General features: G+C 39.5%; 26 protein-coding genes and 1 riboswitch. Of the genes, 11 read left to right on the top strand and 15 right to left on the bottom strand.

Annotation, left to right across the window (positions count from 1 at the left end):
- Positions 1-54 precede the first annotated feature (54 nt).
- The 3 genes from ACRPLQ_RS03425 to ACRPLQ_RS03415 all read left to right on the top strand — a co-directional run bounded on the left by ACRPLQ_RS03425 (position 55) and on the right by ACRPLQ_RS03415 (position 2395).
- Positions 55-210: a hypothetical protein gene (locus ACRPLQ_RS03425; RefSeq protein ID WP_014458731.1), complete on the top strand. Its 156-nt coding sequence runs from the start codon at positions 55-57 to the stop codon at positions 208-210.
- 475 nt (positions 211-685) lie between these two features.
- The gene (locus ACRPLQ_RS03420) at positions 686-1411 is read left to right on the top strand and encodes an AbrB/MazE/SpoVT family DNA-binding domain-containing protein (RefSeq protein ID WP_165636169.1); all 726 of its coding nucleotides are present in this window, start codon (positions 686-688) and stop codon (positions 1409-1411) included.
- A gap of 249 nt (positions 1412-1660) precedes the next feature.
- The gene (locus ACRPLQ_RS03415) at positions 1661-2395 is read left to right on the top strand and encodes a class I SAM-dependent DNA methyltransferase (protein WP_165636168.1); all 735 of its coding nucleotides are present in this window, start codon (positions 1661-1663) and stop codon (positions 2393-2395) included.
- Positions 2396-2534: 139 nt separating this feature from the next.
- On the opposite strand, the gene ACRPLQ_RS03410 is transcribed toward ACRPLQ_RS03415, so the two are convergent.
- The 3 genes from ACRPLQ_RS03410 to ACRPLQ_RS03400 all read right to left on the bottom strand — a co-directional run bounded on the left by ACRPLQ_RS03410 (position 2535) and on the right by ACRPLQ_RS03400 (position 5164).
- Entirely contained in the window at positions 2535-3413 is an 879-nt protein-coding gene (locus ACRPLQ_RS03410) for a 5'-methylthioadenosine/S-adenosylhomocysteine nucleosidase (RefSeq protein WP_049166003.1), read from the bottom strand.
- 156 nt (positions 3414-3569) lie between these two features.
- Positions 3570-3673, bottom strand: a riboswitch (purine riboswitch).
- Positions 3674-3786: 113 nt separating this feature from the next.
- Positions 3787-3954: a hypothetical protein gene (locus tag ACRPLQ_RS03405; protein WP_432235670.1), complete on the bottom strand. Its 168-nt coding sequence runs from the start codon at positions 3952-3954 to the stop codon at positions 3787-3789.
- A 199-nt stretch (positions 3955-4153) separates the two neighbouring features.
- Positions 4154-5164, bottom strand: a complete 1011-nt coding sequence (locus ACRPLQ_RS03400; protein WP_028414966.1) for an aldo/keto reductase — start codon at positions 5162-5164, stop codon at positions 4154-4156.
- Positions 5165-5450: 286 nt separating this feature from the next.
- Here ACRPLQ_RS03400 and ACRPLQ_RS03395 point away from each other — a divergent pair, with 286 nt between their 5' ends.
- Both ACRPLQ_RS03395 and ACRPLQ_RS03390 read left to right on the top strand, forming a co-directional pair.
- Positions 5451-5696: a hypothetical protein gene (locus ACRPLQ_RS03395; RefSeq protein WP_014458723.1), complete on the top strand. Its 246-nt coding sequence runs from the start codon at positions 5451-5453 to the stop codon at positions 5694-5696.
- A gap of 123 nt (positions 5697-5819) precedes the next feature.
- Positions 5820-6461: a pyridoxamine 5'-phosphate oxidase family protein gene (locus ACRPLQ_RS03390; RefSeq protein ID WP_432235669.1), complete on the top strand. Its 642-nt coding sequence runs from the start codon at positions 5820-5822 to the stop codon at positions 6459-6461.
- Positions 6462-6472: 11 nt separating this feature from the next.
- Here the strand turns inward: ACRPLQ_RS03390 and ACRPLQ_RS03385 are convergent, their stop codons facing one another.
- From ACRPLQ_RS03385 to ACRPLQ_RS03370, 4 genes are all read right to left on the bottom strand, one after another.
- On the bottom strand, positions 6473-6640 hold the full coding sequence (locus ACRPLQ_RS03385) for a hypothetical protein (RefSeq protein ID WP_432235668.1): 168 nt from the start codon (positions 6638-6640) through the stop codon (positions 6473-6475).
- A complete protein-coding gene (locus ACRPLQ_RS03380; RefSeq protein WP_325075048.1) occupies positions 6624-7106 on the bottom strand; it encodes a DinB family protein in 483 nt (160 codons plus the stop codon). Before ACRPLQ_RS03380 ends, ACRPLQ_RS03385 begins: the two co-directional genes overlap by 17 nt.
- Before the next feature lie 2 nt (positions 7107-7108).
- Positions 7109-7627, bottom strand: a complete 519-nt coding sequence (locus ACRPLQ_RS03375; protein ID WP_165636165.1) for a GNAT family N-acetyltransferase — start codon at positions 7625-7627, stop codon at positions 7109-7111.
- A gap of 61 nt (positions 7628-7688) precedes the next feature.
- Positions 7689-8189 carry a hypothetical protein gene (locus tag ACRPLQ_RS03370; protein ID WP_432235842.1) on the bottom strand — a complete coding sequence of 167 codons (501 nt, stop codon included), beginning with the start codon at positions 8187-8189 and terminating at the stop codon, positions 7689-7691.
- A 250-nt stretch (positions 8190-8439) separates the two neighbouring features.
- On the opposite strand from ACRPLQ_RS03370, the gene ACRPLQ_RS03365 reads away from it, so the two are divergent.
- A complete protein-coding gene (locus tag ACRPLQ_RS03365; RefSeq protein ID WP_367076887.1) occupies positions 8440-8634 on the top strand; it encodes a hypothetical protein in 195 nt (64 codons plus the stop codon).
- A gap of 18 nt (positions 8635-8652) precedes the next feature.
- Here ACRPLQ_RS03365 and ACRPLQ_RS03360 read toward each other — a convergent pair whose 3' ends face one another.
- Together ACRPLQ_RS03360 and ACRPLQ_RS03355 are read right to left on the bottom strand one after the other, a co-directional pair.
- The gene (locus ACRPLQ_RS03360; RefSeq protein ID WP_162200723.1) at positions 8653-8811 is read right to left on the bottom strand and encodes a hypothetical protein; all 159 of its coding nucleotides are present in this window, start codon (positions 8809-8811) and stop codon (positions 8653-8655) included.
- 62 nt (positions 8812-8873) lie between these two features.
- Entirely contained in the window at positions 8874-9044 is a 171-nt protein-coding gene (locus ACRPLQ_RS03355) for a hypothetical protein (protein ID WP_165573631.1), read from the bottom strand.
- Positions 9045-9230: 186 nt separating this feature from the next.
- Between ACRPLQ_RS03355 and ACRPLQ_RS03350 the strand changes: the two genes are divergently transcribed.
- Positions 9231-9617: a MerR family transcriptional regulator gene (locus ACRPLQ_RS03350; protein WP_033579956.1), complete on the top strand. Its 387-nt coding sequence runs from the start codon at positions 9231-9233 to the stop codon at positions 9615-9617.
- Between the two features lie 36 nt (positions 9618-9653).
- Here the strand turns inward: ACRPLQ_RS03350 and ACRPLQ_RS03345 are convergent, their stop codons facing one another.
- Positions 9654-10616: an aldo/keto reductase gene (locus ACRPLQ_RS03345; protein ID WP_432235667.1), complete on the bottom strand. Its 963-nt coding sequence runs from the start codon at positions 10614-10616 to the stop codon at positions 9654-9656.
- A 227-nt stretch (positions 10617-10843) separates the two neighbouring features.
- On the bottom strand, positions 10844-11524 hold the full coding sequence (locus tag ACRPLQ_RS03340; protein WP_098113599.1) for a CPBP family intramembrane glutamic endopeptidase: 681 nt from the start codon (positions 11522-11524) through the stop codon (positions 10844-10846).
- Positions 11525-11607: 83 nt separating this feature from the next.
- On the opposite strand from ACRPLQ_RS03340, the gene ACRPLQ_RS03335 reads away from it, so the two are divergent.
- From ACRPLQ_RS03335 to ACRPLQ_RS03325, 3 genes are all read left to right on the top strand, one after another.
- Positions 11608-12345, top strand: a complete 738-nt coding sequence (locus ACRPLQ_RS03335; protein WP_328173300.1) for a MerR family transcriptional regulator — start codon at positions 11608-11610, stop codon at positions 12343-12345.
- Positions 12342-13586 (top strand): MFS transporter, encoded by a 1245-nt coding sequence (locus tag ACRPLQ_RS03330; RefSeq protein ID WP_321201979.1) that lies wholly within the window; start codon positions 12342-12344, stop codon positions 13584-13586. The genes ACRPLQ_RS03335 and ACRPLQ_RS03330 overlap by 4 nt, the downstream gene beginning before the upstream one ends.
- A 199-nt stretch (positions 13587-13785) precedes the next feature.
- Positions 13786-14067 carry a hypothetical protein gene (locus tag ACRPLQ_RS03325; RefSeq protein WP_028414975.1) on the top strand — a complete coding sequence of 94 codons (282 nt, stop codon included), beginning with the start codon at positions 13786-13788 and terminating at the stop codon, positions 14065-14067.
- 50 nt (positions 14068-14117) lie between these two features.
- Here the strand turns inward: ACRPLQ_RS03325 and ACRPLQ_RS03320 are convergent, their stop codons facing one another.
- Positions 14118-15593 carry a glycoside hydrolase family 32 protein gene (locus ACRPLQ_RS03320; protein WP_432235666.1) on the bottom strand — a complete coding sequence of 492 codons (1476 nt, stop codon included), beginning with the start codon at positions 15591-15593 and terminating at the stop codon, positions 14118-14120.
- 327 nt (positions 15594-15920) lie between these two features.
- Between ACRPLQ_RS03320 and ACRPLQ_RS03315 the strand changes: the two genes are divergently transcribed.
- Entirely contained in the window at positions 15921-16394 is a 474-nt protein-coding gene (locus ACRPLQ_RS03315; protein ID WP_013058548.1) for a YtxH domain-containing protein, read from the top strand.
- A 43-nt stretch (positions 16395-16437) separates the two neighbouring features.
- Here ACRPLQ_RS03315 and ACRPLQ_RS03310 read toward each other — a convergent pair whose 3' ends face one another.
- The 3 genes from ACRPLQ_RS03310 to ACRPLQ_RS03300 all read right to left on the bottom strand — a co-directional run bounded on the left by ACRPLQ_RS03310 (position 16438) and on the right by ACRPLQ_RS03300 (position 18029).
- Complete coding sequence (locus tag ACRPLQ_RS03310; protein WP_042991966.1) at positions 16438-16776, bottom strand: hypothetical protein; 339 nt, start codon at positions 16774-16776, stop codon at positions 16438-16440.
- Positions 16777-17023: 247 nt separating this feature from the next.
- Positions 17024-17284, bottom strand: coding sequence for a hypothetical protein (locus ACRPLQ_RS03305; RefSeq protein ID WP_165636159.1), 261 nt, complete (start codon positions 17282-17284; stop codon positions 17024-17026).
- A gap of 136 nt (positions 17285-17420) precedes the next feature.
- Positions 17421-18029, bottom strand: a complete 609-nt coding sequence (locus ACRPLQ_RS03300; RefSeq protein ID WP_115654713.1) for a hypothetical protein — start codon at positions 18027-18029, stop codon at positions 17421-17423.
- Between the last annotated feature and the right edge of the window lie 8 nt (positions 18030-18037).

Here is an 18037-nt window from a genome sequence, read left to right as displayed (position 1 = left end):
TGCTAATATAAAATTTGTTAATCATATAAAGAAATAATATTAGCGGGGTGTCATATGGATAATCAATACGTTGTAGGATGGGGAACGCTGGCTCTAATTAATGCCGGATTAGCGCAAGGTAAAAATCGAACCGGTCTGAACTGGTTCTTATTATCTCTTGCTTTAGGACCGCTTGCTACCTTCATCTTACTGCTGGTTGAAAAACGATAAAATTAGCTCAAAGCTCATTACATTGAGCTTTTTTCTTTATCCTTTAACTATGACTTGAGCCCAAAAGGCGTAAAAAAAGCATTGCGTGAAATTTTTTTCTTGGCTTAATATGCATAAATCTATTCATTATTCAGACTGAATTCCGCTGTATTTTTTTGTTTAAAAACCTCTATCTACTCTTTTTAAAAAAGATACTACCTCTTTTTAAGGTTTTTTTTCCTACAATAAAACCAAAAGAAAGAAAAACACTTCTATTTCTATGTTTTTTTTAATTAATAGATTAGCTGTTTTCTTCAGATTATTATTCTTTACACGAGACACATGTACATCTACTGAACCCGGTTAAACTTCCTGTATTTCGCAATCTGTAGGATGAATAAATACTCATTTGCTTCATTTGACAAAGAAATAAATGCTGTGTAATTTAAGTAACATACCCCATCTAAACTGTTTTTAGAAAGGATTAAGTAGCAAGATGCGTACAAAAAAAGAAGAGTGTATAATTGATGAAATGGGAAGAGTATCCCTTCCTTCTTTGTTTATGCAAATAACGAAACTCGAGACGAACGACAAAGTTCTTTTACGGAGCTGTGATGATTGGATTATTATTGATCATCATGATGAAAATGTCCCCGTTCCTTCTCATATCTTCATTCGAACAATTGACCATATGGGTAGAATAGTCATTCCAAGATCCCTGCGAGATGACTATGAACTTAAGCCATTTGATTATGTAGAACTATACGTAGTAGAACAGCAAATTGTTATGAAAAAAAGAGACGAAAAAACGATAGCGCTTTCAAAAAAACCTGGGGCGCCTCCTCCTTATTATGCAACATTAACCGGACGGCAGATTCAGCTCACTTCTGAACTTTTAACGTCAGTCGAATTGGATGCAAACATGGAGGTTCAATTTTTTATTAACAAAGAAAATAACATTGTGATTCAAAAATACGAAATGAATTTCGGTGAAAAAACGACTTTAATATTTACGGCTCAATCTAGAAAAATTGATGAACGTTTTCGACTTACCATTCCTAAAAAGCTGCGAGATGATTTCTCCATCCACTCAGGTACGATGTTAAAAATCAAGACAGGTAATAAGCAGCTCATTTTAGAAAAAGTAGAGCATGAAAAAGAGATTAGCAGCGCATTATCTCAGCAAATAGACGCAGCAATTGTTGAAAAGTTACCGAAATAAGACCGACGCCAAAAACAAATGGTTCCTTACGACTTCAAAGCAAAAGCTAAGAGTTATGCATAGACTGACCCTTTCTATACTCAACTCTTAGCTTTTAGACTTATCTTCCATAGACGTGTACAAGTTTGTTACTCCACATGATAGCACTTCTCCAAAATAAAACGCTATTTCCATATCCATCAAAATCATTGTAAATAATTTGAATATATGATTATAATAAGATACTTTGCATAGAGGAGGCTGATTTAGTTGAAGATCTCAACAGGAGCTGAATTTTACGATAATGACGAGACGTTTTTGGCCTATACAAAACGCCGGCAGCAAAAAGAAAATGCGAATGATACGATTGAAAAACCAGCTATTCTACAGCTTCTAGGTGATGTTACAGATGCAAACATTTTAGACTTAGGGTGTGGAAACGCTGAATTTGGTGCGGAGCTTCTTGCACAAGGCTGTTTCTCTTATACCGGAGTAGACGGCTCGATCAATATGATAAATGCAGCTCAGCAACAGCTTTCAAACTATCCAAATGCAGAAGTGATCCATGAACCGATGGAGCACTATACTCCGCCCCGTGACAAATATGATTTAGTTACCGCAAGACTGTCTCTTCACTATATAGAAGACTTAGCTTCCATTTTCACTAAAGTAAATCAAGCACTCAAACCTGAAGGAAGGTTTATTTTTTCCGTTGAACATCCAGTTATTACGTCTACTCTTCAGCCTTCCGCTCTCCGCACAAACTGGACCGTGGACAACTATTTCTTCATGGGATTCCGTCAGCAGCACTGGATGGGTGGATACGTTCAAAAGTATCATCGCACGCTTGAAGAGTACTTTTCTTTGATGCAGCAAAGTGGATTCACCATTACAAATTTAAAAGAAGCATGTCCTCAAAAAGAACATTTCGACAGCGCTGAAACTTACGAGCGTCGAATGCGTATTCCTTTGTTTTTACTGATGAGCGGCGTGAAGAATAGATAAACTAAAAATACTAAAAAAGATCTTAACTAGTCTTTCTATAGGTAGAATCCATACGTAGTCGTTTTCAATTATTTGACCAAAAAAGCACCAGACCCTTTGTTAAGGAAACAAAGGGTCTGGTGCTTTTTTAAAGAAAGATTTACTTAGCGTTTGTGCTGATATAATGTTTAATTACTTCATAAACGTAGTCTTGGCAAGCGGCTGCTGTATTTGGATTATATTTTCCATTGTTTACTTTGTTGTTAGATAACACTCTGATACCTAAGAATGGAACGTCATAGCTTCCTGCAATTTGCGCTGCCGCTGCGCCTTCCATTTCTTCTACAGACGTCCCATACTTAGTATGGAACCACTTAATTCGATCCACTTCGTTATTCCACGTGTCTGCTGATCCTATCGTTCCTTCAACCACTTTACCTTTTTTATATGTATCTTTTACTGCATTTGCAGCCGCAAGTAACTTCTTATCTCCTTCATAATAGCGAGCTTTTTCAGCATCAGGATCTTCTCCAGCGCTTCCTTCAGAAGCCATTAAATCCATCGGCTTCCAAGCAGTAGGATCCATTCCTTCGCCTTCTTTTTTATCTTCTGTTTTTAAAGAGCCTATATTCGTTGTTCGCTTTCCTAATACAATATCAAACACGTTCAGGTTTTCATCATGCCCGCCCGATGTTCCTTGGTTGATAATTGCTTTAGGATGGTATTTTTCTATAGCTATCGCTGTAGCAGCTGCCGTGTTTTCCATTCCTTTTCCCGTTTTAACCACAATGACCGGATAATTGTCGACAGTTCCTTTGTAAAAAACAAAATTCCCTGACTTTTCTTCTTTTACATTTTCTAATTTTTTAGCGAATTTCTGCGCTTCTATCGGCATCGGCCCTTGCACAATAATAGGCTGCTGCTTCTGTTTATCTCCGGCTTCTTTTTTTGAAGCTGAATTACACCCGGCAAGTATAGATAGCAGTAAAACCATACCAATAGTAAATAAAGCACCTGTTTTTAACATCTTGTTTTTCATAGATCGTTACTTTCACTCCATTTCGTTTTGCTGTTTCATACACTCGATGATTGGACAAAAGAAAAAAACCTAGAGCATGTTTCATGGTCTAGGTTTTTTAGAGTCAAAGTATAAGAAATTAAGTACGGAATACAGCTTCTGTCTGGGTAAACCGAACATTTTTATACTTTAACTCGTAGTCCAGTTCTTTGAATGGGAACCAGGTAGAGACACTTAGACCATATTTCCAAGCATATACGAGCAATATTTTTCACTTTCTAAATGTATCAAATACAAAATGGTTATTCAATATAAAAAGCGAATATTTTAATATTATTCATTTAAATTGTTCGTATTTAACCAATTCTTACTAAATATATGACAAATCCCTATCTCAAAACAAAAAAAGAGGCTGAGACATAACAAGATGAATCCAATTTAAAGACGCACAAATGGCATACATGAGCTGAACCGCTTGTGATAGTTGATTTCCATGCAAGACTTCGCTTTCCGCGGGAGGCCGCTGAGCCTCCTCGTCACTTGCGTTCCTGCGGGGTCTCACCTGTTCCGCTTTCCCCGCAGGAGTCTTCGTCTTGCCCTTCAATAAACTGCTAGAAGGATTTAAACAGATGAAACCTACGTTCACCTAACAAAAAAAACGAACCACTAATCAAAAATTTTGATCAATGGTTCGTTTTTCACTTCGTCTAAAATACTTTTGCCTCAGCCTCTTTTTCTACTTACTATTTACCGTTCTACCTTCATTTAACGTTTATTGGCAGCGGTGCATGAGACGCTACAAGCTGCTGTTCACGCATTTCTTCCCAGAAGGCTGCCGGAATTACCGTGTTTAATGCCGCTTTGTCTTCTGCAATACGCTCTGGACGACTGGCGCCAGGAATAACGGCAGCAACCGCTGGATTAGCAAGCGAGAACTGTACAGCAGCAGCCTTAATGCTGATCTGATGACGATCTGCAATGGCTTTGATTTTTTCTACTTTTGCCATAATGTCTGAAGACGCTTTTTGATATTCAAAGTGTGTACCTCCAGCAAGAACGCCTGAGCTGTATGGTCCGCCGACAACGATGTCCATATTATGCTTTACAGCTTCGGGCATCACTCGCTGCAGCGCACGTTCATGATCTAACAGCGTGTATCGGCCAGCTAGCAGCGATACATCGGGCTTTGCTTCTTCCAATTCCAGCATAATTTCGATTGGTTCCACTCGGTTTACTCCAAGTCCCCATCCTTTTATAACTCCTTCTTCGCGCAAACGTGTAAGCACACGAAATGCGCCCGTTCGAGCAGATTCAAATTGTCCTACCCACTCATCTCCATAAAAATCTTGCGCAACATCATGAATATACACAAAGTCTAAGCGATCTGTTTTTAAACGGTTTAAGCTTTGCTCAATTGAACGAAGAGTTGCATCAGCGCTATAGTCATTAATAATTTTATTTTTACGGCCGAATTCAAAAAGCCCGCCTTTTTCTCCCATATCACGTGAAGATGTATCTTCCAATTCATCTGAAATGACGCGACCTACCTTTGTACTTAGCACATACTCATCGCGGTTTCTTTTTGATAGTGCTTCACCAAGGCGCATTTCTGCTAAGCCAGCTCCGTAAAGAGGGGCTGCGTCAAAGTAGCGGATGCCGCTTTCCCAAGCAGCATCAACCGTTGCGATGGCCTCTTCTTCTGGAATATTGCGATACATATTGCCTAGTGGTGCTGTTCCAAAACCTAGTTTTCCTTGCAGTATCTCTCTCATATGAATAAAACCTCCTGAAATTTTTATACCTCTATTTTAGAATTTGATTCGTATAATCAATTTATTAAATGTCTTATTATTCCCTGACAAAATTTATTATGAAGCATGGAAACACGAAAAAAAAGTACGCACTTTAAAGTAATATGGGAACTAAAAAGTAACCTACTAAGATGCAAATGAGCTTTTTAGACTCTTTTTTCTTTATACCCTTTCTACTTCTTACTCATGCAAACAAACATTTTGCATACAATAAGCAGAAAGCTACTTTATAAATGAGGTGAGACTCTTGAGAGATGAATACTTCAAAAAAATTGAAGATAAGCTCGATAAGCTTGATGAAATGGACGATTCCACAATGAAAGAAGAACAAAAAGATGAGTATTTTCAAAGTTTGCTAGATGATATGGATGATTTGTTAAAAGACATGCGCCAGCGAGAAAAAGACTCGAATCATCTTGTCAGCGAACATATGAGAACGGTTAATGACATATTTGATAACGCAATCAAAAATTTAAAAAAAGACCGAAGCTAGCGTTATAACACTTCTACTTCATTTAAATATACTGATTTTTCTGTTTTTTAATATAAAAATATAGTATTTCATATATAAAAATGGTATTTTCAGTATACGCATACAGTAGGAGTGAAAAGAGGAATGAAAAACGGTCACTTTAAAGAACAAGTAAAAACGAAAGAAGAGCTTCGCCGTATAGTCGGCACGCCTAACAAATTGGCGCATCAAAAAATAATTCCTTATTTAGATCGACACTGCCGGGAATTTATTAAACATTCCCCTTTTGTTATCATTGCTACAGCTGATTATAAAGGAATTTGCGACAGCTCTCCGCGGGGTGATCACCCTGGTTTTGTACAAGTCGTCGATGAGAAAAGGCTGTTGATTCCAGAGAGGCGCGGCAATCAAAAAGTAGATTCATTGGAAAATATTTTATCTAATCCTCAAATCGGACTGCTTTTTTTGATTCCAGGCATAGAAGAAACGCTGCGGATTAACGGCAAAGCTTGCATTGTAAAAGAAAAAGCGCTGCTTGAAACAATGGCGGTTCACAATACAGCTCCGCTGCTCGCTATCGGCGTCGAAGTACAAGAATGCTTTCTCCACTGTAGCAAAGCATTCAAGCGATCAAAGCTGTGGAATCCAGAATCTTGGGAAAGAGTCGAAACGCTTCCTTCTGCAGCTAAAATAGTCGCAGAACACGCAGGCTTTTCCACCCTAGAAAGCCTCAACAATCCCGAAGGAAGCAAAACCCAGCACCTTTATGAAAAAAAGCCGCTATAATGCGGCTTTTATCATTTTACCATCAAAAAAAATATACCTCCAGCAATGATCAGAACGGGTAACAAAGCAAGAAGCACGCCCTTTTTCGAAGCTCCTATGTATTCATGGTCACCATAGGCGCGGTCTGCTCTCAAATCGACTTTCACCTGAGATTCTTCTTTTTTATGTTCTTTTTTCATCCTCTTTGCCTCCTAGCGGCATTTGAGCGTCGATTTGCTTGATATGATGCTCCAAATGAGCGATATAATCTTTAGCCAACCATTCAAGCGAAACGAACTTTCCATCTCCTAGTTCGAATTGATACGTATGCTTTTCTATTGGTATATGCAAAAGAACGGAAGCAATTTGCTTATTTAAGCTGCTCCATAGGGCAACTACTTCTTTCATGGACGTATCTTGATAGTGCTGCAGTTCTACCCATTCATCTTGTTTGTAAGGCGTCAGTACACAAGGATTTTTTTCATGCTGCACGTTGATAAAGCGCTGTAAATTGTGAATGGCTGAGTCACATAAGTGGCCGACAATTTCTTTTGGTGACCATTTCTTAGGAGCAGGACGGTTTGACGCCTCTGCTTCAGAGAGTACTTCAAGCTTTTTAGGAAGCTTTACCACCCATTCGTTTAACTTAACAATCGTCGTTTCCATGTTCATTTCTCCTTTAAGCACGTTTTTTCAAAAACCTTCCCCATATAATATTCATCGACTGATTTTTCATCTACAACGAGTGAACATACTTTTTTCCCTTCTATTTCAAAACCCATCTTTTTATACAGCGAAATGGCCGGTTCATTGTGGGTCATCACCGTTAGCTCTACTCGTTTAATGCCGCTCTGCGCTGCCCATTTCTCCATTTCTTTAAACAACGAAGTGCCGATGCCTCGGTTTCCGTAAGATTGAAGCACCCCAACAGCTAAGTATGCACTGTGTTTTTTTCGGTTAACGCTTCCGCCAATCACAGATAAATGACCAACGAGCTGTCCTTCTTGTTCCGCCACTAAAATGGTTGAGTTCGGCATCTTTAAAAAAGTTGTAATCATTTTTTTCTGCTGTTCAAGCGTGGTCGCACGCTCATTTTCCTCGTACAGCATATAGGCGGTTTCTTTATCAAGCTCTTTATTTAACGCTAAAAAAGCGGATGCATCGGAAGCTAAAATTTCTCGAATCACGTTTACCCCTGCTTTCGTCAATAGTAGTTAACTAGAAAAAAACGTTAAAAAGCGGATGATATCATGACACACGCGGTGAACGTTTTCCAAGAAACGCAGTGAAGATAAAACATATACTAAAAGCAACGGCTGAAACGAAAAAGCCAAGCATCCATCCTAAAGCTCGCATAAACGTATCTTCATTGGGATACAGAGGTTTAACGCCTAGCCACTGAATTACCATGATCAATGCTACGATCAAGTAAAAGCTGCTTCCTGTTAAAGCCATTTTAAGACGGTTTTTAAATGACCCTGTCCACGCTGTACTAAAAGCGCTCCACGTGAGAATACTTACAATCGTCGCTAAAAACATAAGAACAAGATGTAAATAAGGGATATCTGTAAACATAAGAAGATAGAGTAAAAATATCGTAGTGCCAAAATATAAAGCATTAATGCCAAATAAATAGCCTCCGCTCAGCCAGTGGTTTTGAAACCACTTTTTCTTGCTGAGACGTTCTACCACTCCGCTGGGAACCCACAGCGTACGCGAAAAAATAATCATCACCAGCACAAGTATCATGCCGGCCAAAAAGAATGTTGACACCTTTTCATCAGCCTTTCTGTCTAAAATAAATATGGTTAATTATACTATTTATCACAAAATTAAACTATTGTTTTCTTTACTAATGAAGAGGCTGAAACAAACGTATTTTATTAGTAGTAGGGAAATTTGAACGATGCATTGAGATTCTTGGTAGAGAATTAAATTCGTTCGGATTTTTTATGGATAGGCTGAATGTAAGTTTTATGTAGGTAGCTGCTTCTAGCTGTTGATTGGAGGGCAAGGCGAAGACTCCTGCGGGAAAAGCGGAACAGGTGAGACCCCGCAGAAGCGTAAGCGACGAGGAGGCTCACCGGCCGCCCGCGGAAAGCGAAGCCTTGCACGGAATTTAACAGCGGTGTCACAAACAATTCATATGAGCTCATTTATCCTATTTGTTCGTCTTTCAATGGGAGTAATTTAGAGATGTCTTAATCTCTATTTACATTCTTCCTCCAGTAAACGGATTGATTTCTCCTGTTAAATCACGTCCTGCTTTCTTTTCTTCGTAAGCGATGCGCTTGCCAATCGCAATTTTATTCCAAATTAGTGGAACCCAAATACACGCTCCGAAAAAAATCATCCAAAAAAGTTCTCCCATTTCTTCCACCCTTTCATTTTTTGCTTTTATTTTGAAGACAATAAGAAACGCGCATACGGTTTTTATTCTTGATTTGAATCACTCATGCCGTATGAAAAGAAATAAACCAGGACTGATAAAGCCATTCCGTAAGCGGTCCAAGCCGCTAGTAAAATGGCGTACTGATGATTGATAAAAAACACTCCGCTTGAAATCAGCAGCAGTATAAAACTAATCCATTTTATTTTTTTCATTACTCTATCCCCTTTACTTAACCTTTTACAGTAAGTTTCTTATTGTCTACTTGTTATTACGGACAAAATGTATAAAAGTTCCATTTTTTAAAAAATAACCGAAAAAGAATTTGATAAAACGTTCAACTATCGATTATCATATACCTTAAAGTAAGCTTTACGATTCATAAGTGGGAGTGAACAATCTTGTCTTATAGCATGAAAGAAATGAATGAAAAAACCGGGCTTTCCGCACCGACTTTGCGCTATTATGAAAAAGAAGGAATCCTTCCTTTTGTAGAACGTGATGAGAATGGAAAGCGCCTCTATAACGATACGAATATTGAGTGGATCCGTTTTATCTTAGCTCTGCGCTCAACTGGCATGCCGCTTGCAGAAATAAAGCGCTATGTAGAGCTCTATAAACAAGGGGAAAGCACGATTAAAGAACGAAAAAACATGATGCTTCAGCACAAAGAAGCGGTAGAAGAAGAAATGGCCAAAACTTTTAAATACCTCGAGCAAATTAACTACAAGTTAGCTTTGTACGACTCACTAGAAGCAAGGTTAGAGCAAAAAGAAATTAAAATATAAACACAAAAGTCCGCAGGTGCACCTGCGGACTTTTTATTAATACAGTGAATTTACGGTGTTTAGCAGTTCTTCTGACCATGTCCAATCGCTGATTTCAACTGCATCTGTTACGTGGTGCAATTTACTAGCTCCGATAATGCTTGATGTCACAGCGGGCTGATTTAGCACCCATGAAAGAGCAAACTGAGACAAGCTTACTTCATGTTGTTCTGCTAACTTGCGATACTGCTCCACCAGCTGAAAGTTTCGGTCAGTAAAGTAGTTTCGCAGCAGCTTTTCACCATGTGCAGCACGGCTTTCTGGCGGCACGTCATTTGGTGTTTTATATTTGCCTGAAAGCATGCCGCGCGCTAACGGACTGTATACCATAACGCCTACACCTTCGGATTGACTAAACGGCAGCAGCTCTTGTTCAATTTCACGAGAGAGAAGATTGTACTGAGGCTGAACGGAAATAAATTTTTCAAGATTCATGTTGTCACTAATATGATGAGACTTTGCGATTTGCCACGCGGCATAATTGGAGCAGCCAATATAACGAACTTTGCCTTGACGAACTAAATCATCTAGCGTGCGAAGCGTTTCTTCCATAGGTGTATGGTGATCAAAAAGATGAACTTGATAAAGATCGATGTAGTCCGTCTGCAGTCGTCGCAGCTGATTATCAACTTCTCTCATAATATGTGTGCGTGAAAGACCTTTATCATTTTTGCCTTTTCCTACGGCAATGCCGATTTTTGTTGCAAGCACAACATCATCTCGTTTTCCTTTTAACGCGCGTCCAATAATTTCTTCAGATTCCCCTGTGCCATATCTAAACTCTTCATCCTGCCCTTTTCCGTAATAGTTGGCTGTGTCAATGAAGTTAATTCCGTTTTCAATGGCGCTATGTAAAATAGCTGCCGACGCTTTTTCGTCAATCCATCGTCCAAACGCCATGGTACCTAGACATAAATTTGATACTTCCAGACCTGTTGTTCCAAGCTTTCGATATTGCATCGATACCCTCTCCTTTTTATTTCTGTTTATAGTCACTATTATCATACACCTTAATGTGCACTTTAAGACAAGCCTTGAGCGTGCGTGCATATACAAAAAACTGTTAGGAACAGGCAGTGCTTCTAGCAGTTTTTTGGTTCATTTCCCGCTTATTTTTTTACAATTCGCTTCTTCATTAGACATAATATGGTAAGATAAATCATAGCTTACCCATTATCGAAACTACATTAAGCTGCCGCCGTTAAAATCACGGCAATTCCATTAAAACAAGCGTGAATGATCATACTAGGAAGCAACGACTTTGTTTTTTCGTACACCCAAGCGAATACGAGACCTGAAAAAAAGTTAACGGGCAAGGTATTGTACGTTGGAATATGCACCAGCATAAAGATAAACGAACTTCCCGCCAATCCAAATACAATCCCTCCTTTACGTTTCAGCCACGTATAAAAAAAACCTCGGTAAATAATCTCTTCATAAAAAGGTGAGATCACAGCGGCTGAAACAAAAGCAAGTATAAATGAAAACAGCGACAGGTCATGCTGTAAACTGGCTGTTTTTTTATTTTCATACGTCATACCAAACCATTCCATGAGTACAACAATTGCCACACTTCCTAAGATCAGCACAAAAAGCCAAAAAAGAATGAGCGGCCAGTGACGTTTTGAAAACGATTGAAAACCAATTTTTCTATCACCATCCTGCACCATCAGCCAATACAGAGCTGATAAAAACACAGTTGCCATAACAAATCCAGTAGCTGTTCCAGCATAGAGCTCACTTTTAAATAGCGACTGGAAAACGTGCTGCAATGCTCCTTCAATGAAAACAGGAACACCAATAAACGTAACGACTAGCATAATTACAAATGATTTTATTGTCCATAATCCTTGATTTTGTTGTTTCAATTTACTTCGCCTCCCTTTTACCTATATTCAGTGTAAAAGGTGACGTAACGTTACCTGCAAGCATTTTTTTGGAGGGATTAAACATGATTTATTTTTCTACGGGGCAAGCCGCTAAAAAATTAGGGCTCACGGTGCGTACGCTTCGTTACTACGATCAAATCGGATTGCTTCATCCATCGTCAAAAGCCGAAAATGGAAAACGCTCCTACTCAGAAACGGACTTAGTCACACTAGAGAAAATTACCCTGTTAAAAAACTTAGCCGTTCCTTTGCGAGATATTGAACTTATTCTTCATCAAGTAAGTATTGATGAACTTTTAGCGATTCATCAGCAAAAACTTCAGCAAAAAGCTTCAGAAATTCAGCGAGCTTTAGAACACACCCACACTCTTCGCAACAGTATAAAAATAGAAGGTGAACTAAACTGGAAGCAGCTCCTTCCTTTAGTTCACAATCAGCCTACTACACAAAGCAGCTGGACTGATCTGCTTTCAATAGAAGAAAGTGAGATTCTGCAGCGTGATATACCTAAACTGGAGAATGAGAGTGCTGATAAATGGATCAGCATCATTAAACGAATTCAGCTGTGTTTAAAGCATCAGCGTTCACCACAGTCTGAAGATGGCCAGCTGATTGCGGCGGATATACTGCTTTTATCAAGTGAGCTATTTGGCCCTCATACCGATTTAGAGAAAGCCTTTTGGGATATTCGCAAATCTCCTGAGGCATCCAGTTCACTTAATCTCTATCCTATTGACAGCGAAGTCCTTCAATTTATTGAAGATGCGATTATTTTTTACGAACAACACATAAAGGAATGAAAGTATTGAAAAAAGAAAAGCTGTTTGCTAATTCTTCTTATAAAAAATTATTTATTTCAAGTACTGCGGCAAGCTTCGGAGATTTATTTGATATGTTTGCGGTGATGACGCTTTTTACATACGTGTGGCACGCAAATTCCCTCTGGATTACGCTTATTCCTGTCGCGTACGCTTTGCCTAGCATCCTGCTAAGTCAAGCAGCTGGAAATTTAGCAGACCGCTACAATAAAGTACAGCTGATGTTTCTGTCTGAACTAGTCCGTCTTCTGTTTACATGTCTGTTATTTTTCACAAATGAACCGCTTTTGGCACTAGGGGTGCTGACGCTGCGCTCTATGAGTTCTGTTATGAAAGTGCCCGCACAGCTCGCTTACGTTCGAGAAGTGGTCAAAGAAGACCAGCTGCTGCAGGCCTCTGCTTTACAAAACATTATGTTTCAAATTGCCAAAGTTGTGGGACCGTTTCTCGGAGCCGCCGCGCTGACGTTTACAACACCTAAAGCATGTATTTTAGTTAACGCCGCAGCTTGTATGATTTCTATCGGCGTGCTGTTTTCACTTAAAAAAGCAGGTAAAAATATTCAAGGGCAAGCTGCTCGTTCTTCCCATCAACCGAAAGAAACGTACTCAAACGGCTGGAAACTCGTTTTTCAGCACCCGATTCTTTTACGTGTCGTTGTTTTGTTTCACGTTTCATACTTTGTCATCATGCTTGTTGATGCTCAAATTAGCATCTTTCTTCGAGATGTGCTCCCTCATAACCCGGAAATGCTCGGCTGGCTGCTTTCTGGAATCGGGCTGGGAGCGCTAGCAACAGGAGTGTATCTTAATCGAAAAAAACAGGTTCACCATCCATTTAGACTTTTATCACTTGGACTGCTTCTATTTGGAGGTTCTTTATTTTTTATTAGCTGCTTTAACCCAGCCGTTATGTCGCGCTATTTTATTTTGATTGCTGCACCTATCGGTGGCGCCGGAGTTGGACTTAATTTGCTGCTGTTTAACTATATCGTTCAAAAGTACAGTGACAAAGAGCACCTAGGGAAAGTGTACGGATTCATTAACACCTTAACGAGCGCCGTTTTACTTACTGCTCCTGTTCTTGGAGGCATGGTCGTAAAGCTTGCAGGTGCTCAGACGACTTTTTTAACGGCGGCAATCATCGTAGTAGTCGTTGGATTTGTGAGTATGGTGATGCCGCTGCGTGATAAACCGGAAAGAAACGTTCAGATTGACGCATAAAAAATATCTTTCCTTATTCCCCTGCAGCTGGCTGGATTTTAGGGACACTGCTTTTGCTAGGAAACTCTTTTTATACGAGAAGATACTTACATAGAAGAACAGCCAAAAAGTAAATATCAGTCCGGAGCCGTATATACAAACCTTCATTCGGTTATGGTAAAATAGATAAGCAAAAACTGGATGTAAGGAGATTTTTAGTTTGAAAACGGGATTAATATCTGGCATTATATCTTTAATTATTGTGATTATCATTTCTATTACAGCAGGCAACTGGCAGTATATTTACTATATTTCAGGCCCTCTTGGGATATTACTTACGGCAATTGCACTCGTAACCTTACTGGATACATTTCGATTTGAAACGAGAGGACCTTACTTTACCCCGGTCCGGCAGCGAGAGGATACAGAATGGATGAAACGTTTTATTATTGCAGCTGTTCCCCATTTAGTTGCTTCATGTATTTGTATCTTATTTTTATAGAAACCAAAAAGCCAATGAATGATCTTCATTGGCTTTTCTTATTTATTATATTAAATACCGCGCGACATACCGTAATAATCAATGCGGTAGTCCACAGATCCTTCTGCAAATACATTTACAGCTGATTTGGAATCTTTTTTCGGGAAAACGCGGGAAGTGAAGACAATTTTACCGCCGTTTATATAAATTTCGACAATGCTTTTGTCGACAAATACGCGAACATCGACTTCATTTGACGCCGTCCATTTTTCAGAGCGAACGACACCGTATTCCGTTGCATATTGATGGTGGAATGAAGAGCGGTCGAGTCTCACTTCTTGCTTTTCTGTATCAAACACGAGGCGAAGCTCTTCTTCTTTACTATTAAACAGCTCTAAACCAAACTGTTTGGCCCCTATCTCGCGGAACGTCATATTGATTTCATAGGCATTGTTTGTTGCTTCATCAATAATCACTTCTTCATTTTTTAGCGTTCCTCTAAAATGAACCGCTTGATCTCGAAGCTTATTTAACTCTTCTACAGGCTTTTGAACAAGTTCATTACCTTCAAGGGAAAGCTCACGAGGAAGCGTTAATGCATGGGCCCATCCGTATTCGTCTGATGGATAGTCAACGTCCGGGTTTCCAATCCATGCAAATAGCAAGCGACGTCCGCTTTCATCTTGAAACGTTTGCGGTGCATAAAAGTCAAATCCTTTATCAATTTCACGGTAATACTCCATTTCAAACGTTAAACTTTCCACATCAAAGGTTCCCACCGCGTAAATCACATTATAAATATTATGAAAATCGTGGCTGTCCGCTTTAATTCCCTGCGGTGAAAAGACAAACACATCTTTTCCGTCCAGTTTAAAGTAATCCGGGCACTCCCACATATAGCCAAAGTCAGGAAGCGATGTTTGAACTTCGCCTTTAAATGACCACTGAAGCGCATCGCTTGATTCATACACAATTAATGCGCCCGTTTCGTTTTCACGCTGAGCGCCCAGCAGCATATAATATGTATCATTTTCTTTCCATACTTTCGGATCGCGCACATGTCCTGTATACCCATCAGGAACGCCTCGTACCGCTGGATTATGCGTGTATTTTTCTACACTTCCATCCCTGTTTAGCATCGCGATACACTGATTAGCTGAGCGTGAGCCGTCTTCGTATTTTACATTCCCCGTATAAAACAGCAGCCCTTGACCATCTTTTTCAATCGCGCCGCCTGAGTATGCGCCGTGCGATTCATATTCTTCCGTTGGCGTTAACGCAACCGGAAGGCGTTCCCACGTTACTAAATCCGTAGATTTCACATGAGCCCAGTGCTTCATTCCATGCATCGCACCGTACGGATACCACTGATAAAACACGTGATATTCACCGTTTAATTGAATCAATCCGTTTGGATCATTCATCAGCCCGTACTGTGGATGAATATGATAAATCGGCTGCCAGCTGTCTTTGATTGCTTTGTCTTTTAATGCTTCTAATTCTCCAGATTTTGCTTCTAAAATCGTTCTGTACTTCGATTCAGCCATTTCTTCAATCCCTCCAGCATTTTAAAAAAGAGAACGTATTCCCCTTGCCCTCTATGATATAAAATTTCAAGTGAAAATGCTACCAAAGAACGAATGTTGTCGTTTTCTTGTGTCGGATTTTATAGATAAGTTTTTTTCTGTTTTTATAGCAGAAAAGAAGGTTTTTCTGTCAGATGGTTGAATACTATATACAATCAAATTTCACCAGCCTGTACGAGCGTCCGACGGCACTTGCAGATTTTTTTAGCGAATCATTTGCGTTTTGCAGGAAGTATTCAACAAAATGGTAAACCCTTCATATTACATATTATAAAAGGAGGAAATGTCATGACAAAAGAAAACGTAAAAGAAACAGTGGGTAAAGAAACAAAAGGTGGAAGCAAAGAGTTATTAGTCGGCACGTTAGTAGGTAGCGTAGTGGGTGTAACAACAGCTTTACTAGTAGCGCCAAAGTCAGGAAAAGAGCTGCGTGCTTCTATTCAAGACGGAGCGAATCAAGCACTTGCTAAAACAGGTCAAGTGAAAGAAACGGTATATGCAAAAGGCCAAGACCTCAAACAGCGCACGGCTCGTCTTTCACAAAAAGTCTCCGAACAATCTTCGCAAGTTGTCAACAAAGTGAAGTCTCTGCGCACTGCTAAAGAACAGCCGCTTGCAGAAACGGCTGCAGCAGAAGAGCTTGAAACGACAGAAATCGTTCAAGATCCTGTTCTTGAAGCTGAAGCGGTGCAAGAAGAATTAAATACAATTACGCAAGAAGTAAGTGACTTAGAACAATCTGTCGATGAAACAAGACGTTAATAACAAGCTGTAGAGATATCTCTACAGCTTTTATGTATATTCGCTATCCTTCCTTCCACCCTTCAAAAAAATAGCCTCCGTACGGACACGGCTCTGATTCCGGCAGTTCTTCATAACGCTGTCCGCTGTAATACTTCGCTAGCACAATCTTAGGCTTAAAAGCCGCTATCCCTTCACTGTCTTCTTTCTCCGCTCCGCTTTCTCTCATCAAACAAAAAATATCCATTCCCGCAAACTCTCCGTACCCTTGGTAGCACGACTCATAATAAACTTTACCAGGTGTCACCAAATAACACTCCCGCTGCCACGATGGCTGCTTACTGTAGACACTCGCAATACTTATTCCACTCACTGCACACTTCCAGCTGCAAATTCCAACCATATAACGCCTCCAACGACTTGATAGTCTATTCATCCACAACTTTTGATAAAATCAAACGTCCTGAGACACGTACAGAACTTTATCCTCGACCAAAAACCTATACTACCAGATTCCCTGCCCTCTTGAATTCTCCCCAAAAGGTCCACCTATGCGGAAGTTGGCAGCCCGCAAGGGAAGGCAACTTCCGCATAGAGCTACGTCGATAGAAATAAAAAAGGTCTGATAAATCGACCATTTCTGGTGATTATCAGACCTCAAGTTTTTCTGCATTTGAGCGGCTTATTTGCTGTTCAAGCGATTTAGCCAGCAGGACAATTTCATGATCTACATATTTTGTTTTGATTTCTTCAATTTCATTTAATGTTTCAGAAAAGCTTTCTGCGTTATTTCCCTGTCTTTGCTGCACATCTTTAAAGAAATCAAGCAGTGCCTCGTTAGACTGCGTTGGACGGCTGAAATCAATCGTGTACATTTTGTACCCCAGTGTTAAATTTGTTGTTGTTGTCATAATTATTTCCCCCATTCTTCCTATAGTGATATATCTTCTACTCTTTACCCTTTAATTCCTTCTTTTTAACCTAAATTAATTAATTTTTTCAAAAAAACTTCCCATTATAAGAAAAAACACCCTTATAACAAGGATGTTAGAGTATTCTTCCCTTCGGTACAATTCCAGATGCAAAGTCATCTTTGAACTTAAAGCTAGCAGAATTGTTTTCCTCTAGAAAATGTATTTCCCATTTAAAGACGGGATATTCAGGCTTGTACATTTCAACTTTCTGATCGGGGTTTTCTTCTAGTCTTGCAATTACTCGTTTGAATCCTTCATATGCAATCCACCAGTCGCTCCCGGTTTCATCGGTAATAAAACAAATGGAACCGTCAATTAAATGAAGGTTTTGCTTGATATCATCAGCATTGGTAAAATACGCATTTCCAAACGTTTGAAGACAACGATCGCAATACCCTTCTTTGCCTCCGTCTTTATAAATCCAGTGCGCGATTGGCTCACTGCAGTCTTTACACGTATTCGTCACTTCTTGAAGAAATGTCTTGCCGCTCCACTGTTCTTTTTCATTTTCAAACACGGTCCATACTAAATAGTTCTCCGTTTGTTCTGAAATAAAAAGGCGAAACGGCTCGTCTCGATGCCAAAAATGAATATTTTGTTCGTCTGATTCTTCAAAATCTATGACAAAATTATCTCGTTCTAATATATGTCGAATCACATTGGTTAAAAAGGTAACATCCATACAAGGAC

Origin of the sequence: Priestia sp. TRN 1309, assembly GCF_050846875.1 — a bacterium.
Lineage (GTDB): Bacteria > Bacillota > Bacilli > Bacillales > Bacillaceae_H > Priestia > Priestia zanthoxyli.
The sequence above is the reverse complement of the archived record's forward strand: the minus strand, read 5'-3'. Positions and strand labels throughout refer to the sequence as shown.

Excerpts from the sequence above, each read along its gene's own strand:
- ACRPLQ_RS03425 (WP_014458731.1), top strand. The coding sequence starts at position 55 with ATGGATAATCAATACGTTGTAGGATGGGGAACGCTGGCTCTAATTAAT.
- ACRPLQ_RS03420 (WP_165636169.1), top strand. The coding sequence starts at position 686 with ATGCGTACAAAAAAAGAAGAGTGTATAATTGATGAAATGGGAAGAGTA.
- ACRPLQ_RS03410 (WP_049166003.1), bottom strand. The coding sequence starts at position 3,413 with ATGAAAAACAAGATGTTAAAAACAGGTGCTTTATTTACTATTGGTATG.
- ACRPLQ_RS03400 (WP_028414966.1), bottom strand. The coding sequence starts at position 5,164 with ATGAGAGAGATACTGCAAGGAAAACTAGGTTTTGGAACAGCACCACTA.
- ACRPLQ_RS03390 (WP_432235669.1), top strand. The coding sequence starts at position 5,820 with ATGAAAAACGGTCACTTTAAAGAACAAGTAAAAACGAAAGAAGAGCTT.
- ACRPLQ_RS03385 (WP_432235668.1), bottom strand. The coding sequence starts at position 6,640 with ATGAAAAAAGAACATAAAAAAGAAGAATCTCAGGTGAAAGTCGATTTG.
- ACRPLQ_RS03380 (WP_325075048.1), bottom strand. The coding sequence starts at position 7,106 with ATGGAAACGACGATTGTTAAGTTAAACGAATGGGTGGTAAAGCTTCCT.
- ACRPLQ_RS03370 (WP_432235842.1), bottom strand. The coding sequence starts at position 8,189 with ATGATACTTGTGCTGGTGATGATTATTTTTTCGCGTACGCTGTGGGTT.
- ACRPLQ_RS03360 (WP_162200723.1), bottom strand. The coding sequence starts at position 8,811 with ATGGGAGAACTTTTTTGGATGATTTTTTTCGGAGCGTGTATTTGGGTT.
- ACRPLQ_RS03355 (WP_165573631.1), bottom strand. The coding sequence starts at position 9,044 with ATGAAAAAAATAAAATGGATTAGTTTTATACTGCTGCTGATTTCAAGC.
- ACRPLQ_RS03345 (WP_432235667.1), bottom strand. The coding sequence starts at position 10,616 with ATGCAATATCGAAAGCTTGGAACAACAGGTCTGGAAGTATCAAATTTA.
- ACRPLQ_RS03335 (WP_328173300.1), top strand. The coding sequence starts at position 11,608 with ATGATTTATTTTTCTACGGGGCAAGCCGCTAAAAAATTAGGGCTCACG.
- ACRPLQ_RS03330 (WP_321201979.1), top strand. The coding sequence starts at position 12,342 with ATGAAAGTATTGAAAAAAGAAAAGCTGTTTGCTAATTCTTCTTATAAA.
- ACRPLQ_RS03320 (WP_432235666.1), bottom strand. The coding sequence starts at position 15,593 with ATGGCTGAATCGAAGTACAGAACGATTTTAGAAGCAAAATCTGGAGAA.
- ACRPLQ_RS03315 (WP_013058548.1), top strand. The coding sequence starts at position 15,921 with ATGACAAAAGAAAACGTAAAAGAAACAGTGGGTAAAGAAACAAAAGGT.
- ACRPLQ_RS03310 (WP_042991966.1), bottom strand. The coding sequence starts at position 16,776 with ATGGTTGGAATTTGCAGCTGGAAGTGTGCAGTGAGTGGAATAAGTATT.
- ACRPLQ_RS03305 (WP_165636159.1), bottom strand. The coding sequence starts at position 17,284 with ATGACAACAACAACAAATTTAACACTGGGGTACAAAATGTACACGATT.
- ACRPLQ_RS03300 (WP_115654713.1), bottom strand. The coding sequence starts at position 18,029 with ATGGATGTTACCTTTTTAACCAATGTGATTCGACATATATTAGAACGA.